Genomic DNA, 16,266 nt, shown 5'->3' with positions numbered 1-16,266 from the left:
ATACTATGAGATTGGTGTTTTTTATTCATGCTAATAAGAATTAACGTTTTGGCCCAACTTTAGTTAACGCCTGACCCGCAGGGGTATCCGTATATTTATCGAAGTTTTTCACAAAACGATCGGCAAGATCGTCTGCTTTAGTATCCCATTGCGTTTTATCCGCATAAGTATCGCGAGGATCTAAGATTTCGCTGTTAACGCCTGGTAATGCTGTTGGGATCTCTAAATCAAACACAGGTAATGTTTTCGTTGGTGCTTTATCAATATCACCATTTAAGATGGCATCAATAATAGCTCGTGTATCTTTAATCGAAATACGCTTGCCTGTACCATTCCAACCGGTGTTTACCAGATAAGCCTTTGCACCTGAAGCTTGCATACGTTTTACTAAAACTTCTGCGTATTGTGTCGGGTGTAGTGATAAAAATGCCGCACCAAAACAAGCTGAGAATGTTGGCGTTGGCTCGGTCACACCACGTTCTGTTCCCGCTAGTTTAGCAGTGAAACCTGATAAAAAGTGGTATTGTGTCTGTTCTGGTGTTAAACGTGAAACAGGAGGTAACACACCAAACGCATCCGCTGTTAAGAAAATAACTTTCTTAGCATGACCGGCTTTGGAAACTGGTTTAACGATATTATCAATATGATAAATAGGGTAAGAAACGCGGGTATTTTCTGTTTTCGAACCATCGTCAAAATCAACAGAACCATCCGCTAAAACAACCACATTTTCTAATAGTGCATCACGTTTAATTGCACCGTAGATATCGGGCTCAGCTTCTTTTGATAAGTGGATAGTTTTCGCATAGCATCCACCTTCAAAGTTAAACACGCCGTCATCATCCCAACCATGTTCATCATCACCAATCAGCTTACGCTTAGGATCGGTTGAAAGTGTTGTTTTACCTGTACCAGATAAACCAAAGAAAATAGCAACATCACCACTTTCGCCAACATTTGCGGAACAGTGCATAGAAGCGATACCTTTAAGAGGAAGAAAGTAGTTCATCATAGAGAACATGCCTTTCTTCATTTCGCCACCATACCAAGTACCACCAATTAACTGAATGCGTTCAGTTAAATTGAAGGCAACAAAGTTCTCTGAATTCAGACCTTGCGCCTTCCAATTTGGATTTGTACATTTCGCTCCGTTCATCACAATGAAGTCTGGTGTGAAATTTTCCAGCTCTTCTTGTTCAGGGCGAATAAACATATTTTTAACAAAATGTGCTTGCCAAGCAACTTCTGTGATAAAACGAACTTTTAAACGTGTATCCGCATTCGCACCACAAAAGGCATCAACAACAAACAAACGTTTGCCTGATAGCTGGTTGGTAACTAATGATTTTAAGTCATTCCACACTTCTTGTGAAAGTGGCTTATTATCATTCTTACCTTTCCCCTGATCAGCCCACCATACGGTATCACGAGTAACATCATCACGAACAATGTATTTATCTTTCGGAGAACGTCCAGTAAATATACCTGTATCAACGGCAATAGCGCCTAACGAGGTTTGTGTGCCTCGTTCATAACCTGTTAATCCTGGTTTGGTTTCTTCATTAAATAACAGCTCATAGCTTGGGTTATAAATGATTTCACTTGTGTCCTTAATACCGTACTGCTGGAGATCCTTAGGGGTAAGACCTTTAACGCTCATAGTTTCGCTCCTGATAAATAGACCTTTCTACGAATAATATTAAGGTGTTACGAGTAATTAACAGCGATTGTTATCAATATTTTGAAAATTTATAATTTTTTTATGTTAAGAACGAGAACTAATGCACAAAACTAAAGAAAAATTATTGAATAAAAAAGGACGCAAAATAGCGTCCTTTTGATAAAACAGCTTTGCTAAATCGAATCAGTGTAATTCAGAATCATCTAACGCATTGATATTATTAATATCACTCTCAGTGAAGATGTAGTGTGTTCCACAATATTCGCATTCCATATCAATATTTCCCTGTTCTTGCAACAGGTGGTTCACATCTTCTTTCGACAATGTTACTAATGTATTTTCACAACGTTCACGCGAACAAGTGCAATGAAATTCAACAAGTTGAGGATCATAAAGAGTGACATCTTCTTCGTGATATAAGCGATGTAAAATCTCTTTAGTCTCTAGCGTAAATAGCTCTTCAGCTTTGATTGTGTGTGTTAACTGTGTAAGCAGTTCAAAATGCTCAGCTGTATGCTCTGCTGTGAACTCTTCTGAAGCAGGCAATACTTGTAATAACATACCCGCTGCGGCTGGCTTGCCCGCTTGCATACCACTACGAATAAATACCCGCGTAGGTAACTGTTCTGACTGCTTAAAGTAGTTATCAATACAGGCTTCAATAGTTTCACCATCAAGAGCAACAATACCTTGATAACGTTCACCTTTTTCAGGTGTCACCGTGATGACCATAAAACCATTCCCGATCATCTCTTTTAAGGTACTACCTGCTTTAACATCATCCCCAATACGTGCAACACCACGCATTTGTTGATTGTTATTTCCATTGATCACAGCTAGTCGCACAGGGCCATCACCTTGTATTTGAACTGTAATATCGCCTTCAAATTTAAGCGTAGCTGTTAACAAACTGGTCGCCACCAGCAAATCGCCCAGAAGGTGTTGAACTGGCTCAGGATAATGGTGATTTTCAAGCATTGATTGATAGGTTTCAGTCACATTGACCAATTCACCACGTACCGCGTTTTTTTCGAATAAAAAACGTGATAAAGAGTCTTTTTTAGACATGATTTTCTCTCATTTCAGGGAATCGGTTAATCCGATTCTTGTAAATTTGTCTGTTTGAAGCGAAGTAAGGTGCGTCTTTCCTTTTTATCAGGGCGACGCTCAGGATGAGGCATTGTTAACGCATTCATTTTTCTTGCCAGAGCAATTTTTTCTCTTTTAGCAATACTCTCTGGTGTTTCACAATAAAGCGCTTGGGCTTGGGTAGCACCTTGTCGCTGTGAACTTACCATCAGAATGATTACCGTCCGTTCATCATTACCTTGTCGTAGACGTATTTCAGCGCCTTCTTCAACGGTTTTACTTGGCTTACCTCTCACACCGTTGTAGTGAACTTTGCCACCTTCAATCATTGTGCGAGCGATAGCGCGCGTTTTATAAAAACGTGCAGCCCAAAGCCATTTATCTAAACGAACGCCACTTTCTTGAGATAGTTGATTCATCCCTTTCTCCTTAACTTCAACTTCTTTATGAAGGCGATAGTGTAAACACATAGCCTTCCACAACAAGGGACTTACTGAGGAGGGCGATAAAAACAGTGCTCATAATAGAGACTGATTTTATTCATGCGTTGGTTGTTTTGTCGCCGACGCCGGATGATAAGAAATAGGTTCAATATTAAGAACCCAATAGCGATAAACAATAATAACGTATTACCAATGTAATATAACATTGTCATCGAATCTGGCAGGCTATGTAAAAATATCTGTAACGTACCATTCGCATCGACAACCATGCCTGTTATTACCCCACCCGTATCAAAAGGTGTATGTAATAAAATATCGGATAAACGTTGTAGTTCTCGCCACTGTTCTAACGGAGTAGGTTCAAACACGGAGTTTGAACTTGAAGCGTAATCAACAAGCTGTTTTCTTTCATCACTGATTAACAGTACCCCACCTGGAGGAGGACTGTTTAACAGTATTGCGGCTTTATCTATTTCTCGGTAGATAAAAGAAGATGTGGTGGTGTCGATAAGCTTTTCCAAGGCCTCAGCACTCACTGCACGTAATAAAACATTGGTTCCGGTTAATTTACCACTTTCAGCTCGTTGAACCAATGCATCCCAATCATTGACATTACTTAAATTAACTAGCGCCATTTTCAGGCGAATACATTCATTTTCTCGCGGGCATAAATCCTGTGTTTTCAACACAATACCATCAAAATTATCTAACAAGTTCATCCCTGATTTAGTGATCGCTTGGCCTAAACTTGGATTAACTCGGTTATTAGAAACAGGATGTAATTGCTCTTCGACCATATGTAATAAAGCGGCAGCTTTTTCTATCGTGCTCGATTCAGGCATTGGCATTGGATTACTGTTATTCCAGTAAATCCCTGAGCAATCAAAAGGCGCAAAAATCGTTTTATTATTCTTACTGGATAAATTAGGTGGCATGTAGCACATCCCAACCCCTTTTGCTTGGATAATATCCCCGACATGTAAATCAGTTGTTTCCAGCTCAGTAAAATTGGTGACTAAATGAGGTTCTGTATCTTTAAGCCATGAAAAACTGAGTTTCATTGAAAGGGAAAGAGGTTGATAAAGATACAACATGCCAATAATAAACAGGCTCCAGAAAACGAAAATAATATTTTTAATATAGCGTTTATATGGATAATTTTTTTCTTCATCATGCAATGAAAGGTAGTTTCCTTGCTTTACAACATGATGACTTGGATACATTTCTAAATAAGTCACCTTATCAATATCACTTTGAATATAAGGCTCCCAATGAGGTGGATAAACAAGATCAATCCCCCCTAAAGAAACATTTTTTACCTGCCCATGATCAAAATTGCCAAAAAGCCCCCAGCGCTTTAAACGCCCTTTAAAACAGTGAATTTCTTGTTTACGTGGTTTGATCAGAGGATTGTGGATCAAAAAAATACCAACAGCAAGAAAAGCACCACCAGTCGCTAAGATCCACGGCAGAAAAACTTGAGGCATCATTAAGGCTGTTAGACACAACGTGAGCCCTATACAAATAAAAGAGCCATCCCAAAAACCAGATGAGTTATGTAATCGATATTCTTCGTTGGTTTCTTCTCGGATTTGTAATAAGTGAGCCGCATCACCTTCATTCTTTTGAATTGTTGAGGAACCATTTGCCAATATAGGTTCAGAGAGCTGTTTTAAACTTAAAGCAGAAAAATGAATTTTTTCATCTTTTAAGAAATGTCCATTCACACCAACAACGATAGGGATCGAAGGGGTACAAACAACATCGAGGACGTTTTCTTGCTGAAGATAAGGAACAAGTAGCGGGGGAATGTGAATTTCTACAGCATCAATATAATAACGCCAATGATTTAATCCTTCACTAGAACCAGCAAAGCGGTTGACGATATTTCTTAAAGTAGTAACGACTTCACCTTTAATCGGCATCTCGGGGAAGTTTTGCAATGAATAACCAGAAGAGAAGTCAGATGTGCCAAAATAAGATAAATAATCACTAATAAGCCCATAGTCATCAGAAGTGAGCTTGCGATAAGTAGGTTTAGCAAGAGACGGGAGATGATGTGAACCATCAAGCCGCCTTCTTTTAAAAAATAGAAAGGCGGCCATTATAAATAGGCTTATCATCAAGATAGCCAATATAATGACTGATAGTCTCATTTTTTCCCCATACTTATACTGATGCTGCGTAGTAACAATAACAAATTTAAAACCCTGCCCAACATAAGGCAATTCCTATTCTTTTGTTCTATTTTTTATTTAAATACAATAGATTATATTTTTGAAGTCGCGTTATAATTTATATCTATTATCAAGTTTATATCCGCTAACGATGCTATCTTCAGGTAAAATAGCGAATCAATAAATAATAATATTCTCAAAAAATCAATAAATAACTAGGTTTAATAGCGGAGTGTACTCAATTTTCCTTTAAAAGCTAAATCTAATTGTTAGATTTATTTTGTCATTAATGTGTTAAATTCAGGTTAATCTCTATTCTGTCAGGGGCTGTTATGAAAGAACTAAAAAAACCCAATATATTAAACATTGATAACATCGCCCGTTCTCGATTATTTCAGATCCAATCCGTTAATCTAGAGTTTAGTAACGGAGAAAAACGCACTTATGAGCGAATGAAACCCGCTAATCGTGAAGCCGTTATGATTGTTCCTATCATTGATGACAATCTTATTCTTATTCGTGAATACGCTGTTGGTATCGAAAATTACGATTTTGGTTTTCCAAAAGGCGCAATTGATCCTGGTGAAAATGCCCTACAAGCTGCCAACCGTGAACTAAAAGAAGAAATTGGCTATGGTGCTCACTCATTCATAGAACTCGCTAAGCTTTCTATGGCGCCATCTTACTTTTCTAGCAAAATGAACATTGTCATTGCACGTGACCTTTATCCAGAACAACTCGAAGGGGATGAGCCTGAGCCACTGTTCCAAATACATTGGCCTATTGCAAAAATGATGGACTTACTCGATCATCCAGACTTTACAGAAGCTCGTAGTGTCAGTGCTCTTTTCTTAGCTCACCGCTATCTATTACAAAATAAATAGATAATAAAAAAACCGGACGTTAACATCCGGTTTTTATTTTCGATTAATTAGAATAACTCGTTAGATTCGCCATTATCCTCAAAAATCTTTGTTCCTACTTCATTTTTTGCTCTTTCTGTCGGTTGAGTCCCTTCAATAAAATATTCTTTCATTGAAGGGCCATCACCTGCTAATTTCCCAGTTCTTCTATCAATTTGAACGGCCACAACACCTTGTGGTACAGGCATCATATTAACTGGTACGCCATCGAGAGCCACTTTCATAAAGTCGTTCCAAATAGGTTGAGCTGTTTTCGCCCCCGCTTCACCACCACTCGCGGCAGTTCGACCTAAATTGCGACTACTATCATCAAAACCAATCCAAGCTGTAGCAACAATATTGGCACCATATCCAGAGAACCATGCATCTTTAGAACTGTTTGTTGTTCCTGTCTTACCACCAATATCTTGACGTTTAAGATCACGAACAGCACGCCAACCAGTACCAGACCATCCCGGTTCACCCACAAGGTTTGTTCTTAATGCATCATGCATTAAGTAAGCCAGAGGTGTGCTAATAACATGTGGCGCATAAGGGCTTTCTTTTACAGTCTCAGCTAATGGTGCTTGTTCTAATTCAATTTCAGGCGTAGCCACTGCTGGCTGAGATTTATTAGATTGAGCAACGTTTTCCATATAGTCATCAGATAACGCAATAGAACGCATGGTATCGCCGTAAATAACAGGGATATCAGTGCAATCTGGGCAAGCTAGCTTTGGTTTTGCAGTAAACAGCTCTTCACCATCCGCATTTTCAATACGTTGGATATAGTAAGGTTCGATAAGATATCCGCCGTTTGCCATAACAGCAAACCCTCGCACCATTTGCATTGGTGTAAAGGATGGTGATCCTAATGCTAAAGATTCTGTTCTATCAATATTTTGATTAGGGAAACCAAAACGTAATAGATAATCAGCAGCATAATCGACCCCCATTGCACGCATTGCACGTACCATCACCACGTTTTTAGACTGGCCTAAACCTTGACGTAAACGAATAGGGCCAGCATACGTTGGTGGGGAGTTTTTAGGACGCCAATCTGTGCCTGCGCCCGCATCCCAACGGCTAATAGGTAAATCATTAAGCAATGTGGATAACGTCAATCCTTTGTCTAATGCAGCTGCATATAAGAAAGGTTTGATATTTGAACCAACTTGGCGTAAAGATTGAGAAACTCGGTTAAATTTACTGATCTCAAAATCAAAACCACCAACCAGCGCAATAATTCCACCATTAATAGGATCTAACGCAACAAACGCCGCATTCACTTCTGGAATCTGTGCTAATACCCAATTGTTTTCGTTATTTTGACGTACCCATATTTGCTCACCAACACGCACAACGGCATCAACCTTTGTTGGTGTTGGGCCTTGAGAGGTGTCAGAAATAAATTTACGAGCCCAACGCACCGCTTTTAAATCTAGCGTAATATTGTCGCCCGTTTTTAAGATAACTTTGGCTTCTTTCGCATCAGCGGATAACACAACAGCAGGAATTAAAGGACCATAAGTTTGGATCCCTTTTAATTTTTTGTTGATAGCTTCGTTATCCCATGGCGTTTGCCCTTCACGCCACAGAACTTCTTGAGCACCACGGTAACCATGACGCATATCATAGTCGATAACATTGTCACGCAAGGCTTTTTCTGCTGCTAATTGATCTTTACGAACAATGGTAGTGTAAATTTTATAGCCATCGGTATAAGCATTTTCACCATAACGCTCATACATTTCCATTCTCACCATTTCTGTGAGATAAGGTGCAGAAAAATCAATTTGCGGTGCATGGTATTTCGCAACAATAGGCTCGGCTTTTGCACTTTCATATTGTGCACGAGTGATATAGTTCTCTTCATACATACGCTGTAAAACGATATTACGACGTTTTAAAGCGCGATCATAAGAATAGAGTGGGTTAAGTGTAGATGGCGCTTTCGGTAAACCAGCAATTACTGCCATTTCATTTAAGCTAAGTTCATGAACACTTTTACCAAAGTACACATAAGCCGCAGCACCCACACCATAAGCACGGTTGCCTAGATAAATTTTATTTAAATACAGTGCTAAAATTTCATCTTTAGTGAGCTCTTTCTCAATGCGGATCGCCAAAAAGGCTTCTTTTATTTTCCGCATTAACTTCTTCTCAGGTGTTAAAAAGAAATTTCGAGCTAATTGTTGCGTAATGGTACTCGCGCCTTGAGAGGCTTGTCCTGATGTTAATGCCACTACAACAGCACGCGAGATCCCAATAGGGTCAATACCGTGGTGTTCACGAAAACGTGTATCTTCTGTTGCAATAAAGGCATTAATAAGTTGAGGAGGCATCTCCTCCAATGTTAGCGGTAAACGACGTTTTTCGCCGTATTGCGCGATCAACTCTCCGTCTGCACTAAATACCTGCATAGGGGTTTGTAAACGAACATCTTTTAATGTCGCGACATCGGGCAACTGAGGCTCAACATACTTATACATACCATATATCGAGGCTGCTCCCAAAATTATGCAAGCAAAAACGAAGATGAAAAAATATTTTAAGAACTTCACCTTAAATTTCCCATGTAGTGTGAATTGGGCGGTTTATAAACAAACAGTGCGTAGTATAAAGGTAACGCCTCTTTGAAAATAGGCAATTACTCATCAATAGATATGGATATCACTTATGGAAACACACAATTATCAGATTGGTATTGAAATTAACACTCATCATATCAATGCAATTTTGGTATTTCAGCAGAATAAACAATGGAAGATCAGTACATTTTGGCAATTCCCTTTACCTCTTAATGACGATTTAAATGATATAAAATTAAGAAAAATCTTAATGGATTGGCGTAAAAACTTACCCTTTATTAATAATGTTACGCTTTCTCTACCGGATCATTATGAAAGCTATCAAATTATCCCTCTACCTCATACAGTTTCCCTTACATCAGCAGCATGTTATCGATTAGCGCAACTACGAGCTACATCTTACACACAAAATACAAAAATCCCTGTTAATTTTGATTATCGACAGAATAAGGATAAACTTGCTATTCATCTGTGCCACAAAACGATTTTAGATAAGTATATTGACTTATTTTCTCGAATAAACTTAACAATAACAGCGATTGATACCCCAGCATGTGCACTGCGTTATTTAGCAACTTACCTTAACCTATCACCTCAAAATCCACTTTTATACTGTAAAAACAAAACACTACTTTGGGTATCATCTGATGAAAATATGCCTCATTACGGTACTCTCACCTATGAAAACCAACAAGAACAACAAACTTGTATTTACCAATTAATAGAAAAATATCATTGGTCATTAAAACAGTGTTACTTAACAGGCGATAACGAAGAATATTTTAGCCAGTTGATGCCTATTTGGCCCAATCGTTCCCACAACTTATTTGAAACAACGTCAGATAAAGATCTCATTCCACTTGTTGCATTAGGTTTAGCATTACGCCCTAAAGAGGTGTTATGTATCAAATAAATTATCTACCTTGGCGCCACCGTTTATTTAAACAAAAAGCATTGTTATGGCTTTCTCAAACACTATCATTGCTCATAATCATTTTCGTTGTATGTAGCTATTGCACCTATTATTTGGCACAAAAACAATCACTTATAACAGACCAACAACACCAGACTCAACAACAAGAAGATTTATTACTAAAACAACTCGATATATATCAAAAACAGAAAAAACAGACACTTTTACGCTATCAACACTACTCTCTCTATTATCAAAACTGGTTACGTTATTTACATTACATTCGCTTCTTTCGAGCTATCGAAACACATCTTCCCGCAACGGGTTGGATTAGCCACTATGATGAGACAGATAATCAACGCTCACTGCACATCTCGCTCCCCAAGACACAATCACTCACCTTTATTACCAACCTTAAAAGTCATCCAGCTTTAGCCTCTTTAACGCTGAGTTATGTGCAACAAAGCAAAATTGATCCGTTTTACACAGAAGTATATTTAAACGGAAAATTAGAAGAACAAGAGCGATGGAGTGACGATGATGAGGGAACACAATGAAAAAAAATGCACAATGGCTGTTACTTATTGCGTTTTTACCTAAGTGGAAACTAACTTTACTAAGCTTAATGATACCTTTTATTACTCTGCTAGCTTATTACCTCTTTATCTACACCGACTACCAGCAAGAAATAACCCAACAACACCTAGAAATAGCACAAAGACTAAAGCGAATTAATCACCATCAAAACACATTAAACACAATGCCATCAATGAATTCACTAATCACACAACAGATAGATTATGACATTCCATTCGATAACTCACCGGTTAGTAAGCAATTACAACGCTTACTGATGATTTATCAATTTATCCCCGAAATTTGGGAAAACACGCCCAACTCGTTACATAAACTCACATTTACTTTGTCTTATTCTCAGTTTTTAACACTATTGGAATGTCTCAATCAAACAAGTTTAGCACTGATTTCTCTGAATATTTTCCCAATAGAAAACCATCTAATTTCAGTACAAATGAGCCTGACAGAACTAAGTTATCCTCATGCAATACAGGGTGATATATCATGATAAAGATAGGCATGTTAATCGCCATATTATGTATAACAACCACCATTTGGGCTCACACCCGAGATCCCTTTTTTCCTCAGAATATCGATAATGAAACGATATCCTCTACCTTTATTGAAGAACGAATATCAACGACAGAGCAACCTGAAGAATTGCATCACCAACTTTTTCCTTTAAATTATGCAGATGCACAGAGATTAGGTGACCAACTAACTAATCACACTATTCCATTACTTAGTCAGCAAGGGCGGGTTATTATTGATAGAGAAGCGAATAGCCTTTCAATTGTTGATAATAGTAAAACACTGTCTGAAATAGAAGATTGGCTAAAACTACGGGACACCCCACACCAACAAGTTCATATCACCGCGCATATTGTCAGTAGCAGTCAGGATGCTTTAAATGAATTAGGCACTCAATGGGGATTACAAGCATTAAAAACACAAACCGAAACAACATCCACAATACCTAATGCGATTTCAACAACCTCCTCACTTAATTCAGCGTTATCAACACCTTCACTCTCTGCACTATCACTCCATCAAAACACCAAAAATCCCCTTCACTATATTGCATTTAACATTGCCAGAATCAATGGACGCCTATTAGAGCTTGAATTAAGCGCGTTAGAACAAGAGAAACAATTATCTATTATTGCAAGTCCACGACTAACAACCGCTCATGAAAAAACAGCATCCATCAAACAAGGAACGGAGATCCCCTATGTCAGTCGAGATAATGAAATTACACGAGTTCAATTTAAAGAAGCTGTCTTGGGTATGGAAGTCACACCCATTATTCAAAAAGATAAAAAGATAAGGTTAATACTTAAAATTAGTCAAAACACACCGGGCATTGCTCTTGTTCAAGGTGGAAGTGAACATCTGTCTATTGATAAACAAGAGATCAGCACAGAAGTGGCGATTCGTGATGGAGAAACCATTATGTTAGGAGGTATATTTCAGCAAAAACAGCAAGAGCACACGGCAAAAATACCCTTCTTATCCTCTATTCCCTTACTCGGCGTACTTTTCAGTCATAAAAGAGATCAACACAGTCGCCATGAATTGGTTATTTTTATTACACCCAAATTAATCTAATTTTTTATGTAGAAAGTAATTTTATTATAAAATACAATTAATTATATGTTTTTCACTAAGATTAAATTGAGAGTTATTCATTGTTTTTTCTTATAATCTGTATTTATAGATTTGACGATGAGGACGATTTAGCTTACAAGGGTTAGCTAATTTGAGTGAGCCTGAAACATCACAATAAAAATACGGATACATTTTATGCACTTCCTCTATTCTTGGAGGTAGGGCTTTTTATATGTAATATTGATCGATTGATGACGAAAAAGACAATATTATCAGATGCGGTTTTCCGACTAAATTGTGTTAGAATCTCCGCATTGCCAACAAAGATAATTACTTTTTAGTAGTTTTTGTTATGTACTGTGGGCAAAGGGATTTTTATCCTATGTTGTCACTTATGACAGCATGTGGTTATTTTATAGCGATCTACTGAAAGAACTCAGTCTTATTATGAGAGTGGATAACAAATGTTATCAGGCATGAATTAGATAAACACTCATAAATTTCAGTTTAGGTCCCGTCGCTGAATGAATTTGGCGGGGCGGGTTATCATTAACGAATATCTTAGTAATACCAAAAACATGGCAGAGAAACGTAATATCTTTCTGGTTGGGCCTATGGGTGCCGGCAAAAGCACTATTGGTCGTCAGTTAGCTCAACAACTTAGTATGGAGTTTTATGATTCCGATCAGGAAATTGAGCGGCGTACAGGTGCGGATGTAGGTTGGGTATTTGATGTTGAAGGCGAAGAAGGCTTCCGTCAACGAGAAGAGAAAATAATCAACGAACTTACTGAAAAACAAGGCATTGTACTTGCAACAGGTGGTGGTTCGGTGAAATCGCGAGAAACCCGTAACAGACTATCTGCACGTGGTGTGGTTGTTTATTTAGAAACCAACATTGAAAAACAACTCGCTCGTACCCAACGTGATAAAAAACGTCCTTTATTGCAAGGTGTTGAACCTGTGCGTGATGTCTTAGAGACATTAGCTGAAGAACGTAATCCTCTTTATGAAGAGATTGCTGACATCACTATTCATACTGATGATCAGAGTGCAAAAATTGTAGCCAATCAAATAATTGAATTATTAGAACAAAACTAATAAATTCAACTATTTATAAGGTTAAGTAAAGACAATAAGAAGAAGGCCACTGTTATGGAAAAAATCACTGTCACATTAGGTGAAAGAAGCTATCCCATTACCATTGCTTCTGGCCTTTTTCATCAAGAAGATACCTTTTTACCATTAACATCAGGGCAGCAAGTTATGATAGTCACAAATGTGACACTTGCCCCACTCTATTTAGAAAAGGTAACAAACACCTTAAAAAAACAGGGTGTTTTGGTTGATAGCGTAATTTTGCCTGATGGCGAACAATATAAATCGCTTGAGATCATGAATGATGTCTTTACTGCATTATTAGAAAAAAATCACAATCGAGATACAACACTTATCGCATTAGGCGGTGGTGTTATTGGTGACCTAACCGGTTTTGCCGCAGCAAGCTATCAACGAGGTGTTCGCTTTATCCAAGTACCAACAACACTATTGTCACAAGTCGATTCTTCTGTGGGTGGAAAAACCGCGGTTAATCATCCTCTTGGCAAAAACATGATTGGTGCGTTTTATCAGCCTGCTTCTGTTGTTATCGATCTCGATTGTCTTGCCACATTACCGCCTCGTGAACTTTCATCGGGTTTAGCTGAAGTTATTAAATATGGCATCATTTTAGATAAAAACTTTTTTATCTGGCTTGAAAATAATATTGATAAACTCTTAGCTCTTGATCCTAAAGCCATGGCATTTTGTATCCGCCGTTGCTGTGAGTTAAAAGCTGACGTTGTCGCCGCTGATGAAAAAGAAACAAGTGGTTTACGCGCACTACTCAACCTTGGCCATACCTATGGACACGCTATTGAAGCGCATATGGGATATGGTGTTTGGTTGCATGGTGAAGCCGTTGCCGCAGGCATGGTAATGGCGGCAAGAACATCTCAAGCACTGGGTCAATTCACTGAAGAAGAGACGCAACGTGTTATTCAATTGCTTGAGAAAGCCAATCTCCCCGTCAATGGTCCTATTGAAATGACACCTGATGACTATTTACCTCATATGATGAGAGATAAAAAAGTATCTGGTGGCAAATTACACCTTGTTTTACCAAAAGGTATCGGTCAATCCGAATTACGTGCCGATATTACTCGCGAACAAGTCCACAAAGCGATAACATCTTGCATTAATGCAAATTAAGCACCCCATTACCTGACCAGAAATAAACCAGAACATTCAATTAAGGAAAATTCTGGTTAATATTGTCAAATGCAACGTTTCAGAAAAAGCGTTTCATCCTTATACTATGAGGTAATGGCTAAGCTGAATAGAATATTTTTCGCTTTTTGACGCTCTGACGGAGGGCATAATGGACGAGTTCAAACCTGATAATGAAACCAAGGGTAATAATTCACTCAAACCTGATACATCGGATAGGCCTGAACGTAGAGCCAATCGACCTCGTAGCAATCCATTAAAAAATGCACGATTCTCTGTATCCCGTCAACAGATGATGATTGGTGTTGGTGTTTTAGTCCTTATTCTGCTAATTATCGCAATAAGCTCAGCATTAAAATCACCAGAAACAACTGAACCAACGCCTTCAACCAATACAGAAAGAAATATCGATCTATCTCAACAACCGTCATCCGTTACGCCTTCAGAAAATGGTCAGCCATCGGCTCCTCAATCTATTTCTGGGCAAGAGATACAGCCTGCAACACCACCTTCACAAAACTTACCACCAATGATTGATTCACAAGGTCAACGTGTTGAGATCCCTGGAGATATCGTTGATTCTTTAAATCAACAACAAGCGGGCATCAATCAAGCGGCTAATCAGCAATTAAACGCACAACAACCAAAACCGCAACAACCGGTTACACAAGCTCCCGTCACCAAACCAGTACAACCTGTACAAAAGCCGGCTGAAGTAAAAACACCACCGACAAAACCAGTGACACCTCCAGCAACAACGCAAACTAAACCTGCAACAACTAAACCTGTTGTTTCAGGTTCATTATCAGCAGGTAATTTAAGTTCTATTCCTGCTACTAACTATACGTTGCAATTAAGTGGTGCAAGTCGCCAAGATACCTTAGAGGCTTTCGCTAAAAAGAACCTCAATGGAAACTACGCTATTTACAAAACACAGCGTAATGGTAATCCATGGTATGTACTCATCTATGGAAATTATCGTAATATAAGCGAAGCCAAGCAGGCCGTTTCTTCTTTACCTGCGCCAGTACAAGCAAAACAACCTTGGGTTAGACCGATGAAACATGTTCATCAGGATCTAAAAAAATAATTAAGACGAAGTTCACCGCTGATATGCTGTCTGAAACAGAGTACAATCGGCGACTCTGAAACGATTGAGAAATTTGGACGGCATGAAAAAAAAACGCGCATTCCTAAAATGGGCTGGTGGTAAATATCCTTTGGTAGATGACATTAAACGTCATCTGCCTGAGGGTAATTGTTTAATTGAACCTTTTATGGGTGCCGGTTCTGTTTTTCTAAATACAGAATACGATTCATATATTCTTGCCGATATAAATAGTGATCTAATTCATCTCTATAACACGGTAAAGCAACATCCTGAAAAATTTATGAAGGATGCCCGCTTATTATTTACCCCTCAAATGAATATCGCAGAAGAGTTTTATCAACTACGACAAGAGTTTAATCGTTCAACAGATGCTTATCAGCGTAGTGTGTTATTTCTCTATCTTAACCGTCATTGCTACAATGGGCTGTGCCGTTATAACTCAAAAGGTGAATACAATGTCCCTTTTGGTCGTTATAAAAAACCTTATTTTCCTGAAACTGAATTAATTTGGTTTTCTGAAAAAGCACAAAAAGCCGAATTTGTTTGCCAAAGCTATTCATCAACGATGACTAATGCAAAAAAAGGTGCCGTCGTTTATTGCGATCCGCCTTATGCGCCATTATCACCGACTGCAAATTTCACGTCATACCATACAAATAGCTTTAGTTTTCAAGAGCAAGAACATCTGGCTCAACTTGCCTCAATGCTGGCTTACGAGAGACAGATACCCGTGTTAATATCAAACCATGAGACTGCGTTAACAAAAACGTGGTATGTGAACGCAAAAGAGCTACACAGTGTGAAAGTCCGAAGAACAATCAGTAGCAACACACTTGGTCGTAGCAAAGTGAACGAATTACTTGCCTTATATAAATAATCGTTAACACTTCCCGACAATGGGAGTGTTG

Annotated in this window: 14 protein-coding genes; 9 read left to right on the top strand and 5 right to left on the bottom strand. The window is 38.5% G+C overall.

The window, feature by feature from the left end; all coding sequences use genetic code 11:
- Nucleotides 1–40 precede the first annotated feature (40 nt).
- The 4 genes from pckA to umoB all read right to left on the bottom strand — a co-directional run bounded on the left by pckA (nucleotide 41) and on the right by umoB (nucleotide 5,369).
- Entirely contained in the window at nucleotides 41–1,660 is a 1,620-nt protein-coding gene (gene pckA / locus QSH13_RS16650) for a phosphoenolpyruvate carboxykinase (ATP) (protein ID WP_109397752.1), read from the bottom strand.
- A 204-nt stretch (nucleotides 1,661–1,864) separates the two neighbouring features.
- Entirely contained in the window at nucleotides 1,865–2,749 is an 885-nt protein-coding gene (hslO, locus tag QSH13_RS16645; protein WP_109397753.1) for an Hsp33 family molecular chaperone HslO, read from the bottom strand.
- A 26-nt stretch (nucleotides 2,750–2,775) separates the two neighbouring features.
- Complete coding sequence (gene hslR, locus QSH13_RS16640) at nucleotides 2,776–3,189, bottom strand: ribosome-associated heat shock protein Hsp15 (RefSeq protein ID WP_109397754.1); 414 nt, start codon at nucleotides 3,187–3,189, stop codon at nucleotides 2,776–2,778.
- Between the two features lie 71 nt (nucleotides 3,190–3,260).
- Nucleotides 3,261–5,369, bottom strand: a complete 2,109-nt coding sequence (umoB, locus tag QSH13_RS16635; RefSeq protein ID WP_109397755.1) for a flagellar biogenesis regulator UmoB — start codon at nucleotides 5,367–5,369, stop codon at nucleotides 3,261–3,263.
- A gap of 353 nt (nucleotides 5,370–5,722) precedes the next feature.
- Here umoB and nudE point away from each other — a divergent pair, with 353 nt between their 5' ends.
- Nucleotides 5,723–6,274, top strand: a complete 552-nt coding sequence (gene nudE / locus QSH13_RS16630) for an ADP compounds hydrolase NudE (protein ID WP_109407181.1) — start codon at nucleotides 5,723–5,725, stop codon at nucleotides 6,272–6,274.
- 47 nt (nucleotides 6,275–6,321) lie between these two features.
- On the opposite strand, the gene mrcA is transcribed toward nudE, so the two are convergent.
- Complete coding sequence (gene mrcA, locus QSH13_RS16625; protein WP_109397757.1) at nucleotides 6,322–8,856, bottom strand: peptidoglycan glycosyltransferase/peptidoglycan DD-transpeptidase MrcA; 2,535 nt, start codon at nucleotides 8,854–8,856, stop codon at nucleotides 6,322–6,324.
- A 115-nt stretch (nucleotides 8,857–8,971) separates the two neighbouring features.
- Here mrcA and QSH13_RS16620 point away from each other — a divergent pair, with 115 nt between their 5' ends.
- The 8 genes from QSH13_RS16620 to dam all read left to right on the top strand — a co-directional run bounded on the left by QSH13_RS16620 (nucleotide 8,972) and on the right by dam (nucleotide 16,235).
- Entirely contained in the window at nucleotides 8,972–9,796 is an 825-nt protein-coding gene (locus tag QSH13_RS16620; RefSeq protein WP_196544542.1) for a hypothetical protein, read from the top strand.
- Nucleotides 9,784–10,353, top strand: coding sequence for a fimbrial assembly protein (locus QSH13_RS16615; RefSeq protein WP_286039378.1), 570 nt, complete (start codon nucleotides 9,784–9,786; stop codon nucleotides 10,351–10,353). The genes QSH13_RS16620 and QSH13_RS16615 overlap by 13 nt, the downstream gene beginning before the upstream one ends.
- Nucleotides 10,350–10,880, top strand: a complete 531-nt coding sequence (locus tag QSH13_RS16610; protein WP_286039379.1) for a hypothetical protein — start codon at nucleotides 10,350–10,352, stop codon at nucleotides 10,878–10,880. The genes QSH13_RS16615 and QSH13_RS16610 overlap by 4 nt, the downstream gene beginning before the upstream one ends.
- Nucleotides 10,880–11,980 carry a type IV pilus secretin PilQ gene (pilQ, locus tag QSH13_RS16605; RefSeq protein WP_369961857.1) on the top strand — a complete coding sequence of 367 codons (1,101 nt, stop codon included), beginning with the start codon at nucleotides 10,880–10,882 and terminating at the stop codon, nucleotides 11,978–11,980. Before QSH13_RS16610 ends, pilQ begins: the two co-directional genes overlap by 1 nt.
- A 578-nt stretch (nucleotides 11,981–12,558) precedes the next feature.
- Nucleotides 12,559–13,080: a shikimate kinase AroK gene (aroK, locus tag QSH13_RS16600; protein WP_036914409.1), complete on the top strand. Its 522-nt coding sequence runs from the start codon at nucleotides 12,559–12,561 to the stop codon at nucleotides 13,078–13,080.
- 54 nt (nucleotides 13,081–13,134) lie between these two features.
- On the top strand, nucleotides 13,135–14,229 hold the full coding sequence (gene aroB, locus QSH13_RS16595) for a 3-dehydroquinate synthase (RefSeq protein WP_286039381.1): 1,095 nt from the start codon (nucleotides 13,135–13,137) through the stop codon (nucleotides 14,227–14,229).
- A gap of 169 nt (nucleotides 14,230–14,398) precedes the next feature.
- Nucleotides 14,399–15,337, top strand: coding sequence for an SPOR domain-containing protein (locus QSH13_RS16590; RefSeq protein WP_109407185.1), 939 nt, complete (start codon nucleotides 14,399–14,401; stop codon nucleotides 15,335–15,337).
- Between the two features lie 82 nt (nucleotides 15,338–15,419).
- The gene (gene dam / locus QSH13_RS16585; protein WP_109397764.1) at nucleotides 15,420–16,235 is read left to right on the top strand and encodes an adenine-specific DNA-methyltransferase; all 816 of its coding nucleotides are present in this window, start codon (nucleotides 15,420–15,422) and stop codon (nucleotides 16,233–16,235) included.
- Nucleotides 16,236–16,266: the final 31 nt, after the last annotated feature.

The organism is Proteus faecis, assembly GCF_030286765.1.
GTDB classification, from domain to species: Bacteria; Pseudomonadota; Gammaproteobacteria; order Enterobacterales; family Enterobacteriaceae; genus Proteus; species Proteus faecis.
Note: the sequence above shows the minus strand (reverse complement) of the source record. Positions and strands in the feature narration are given on the sequence as shown.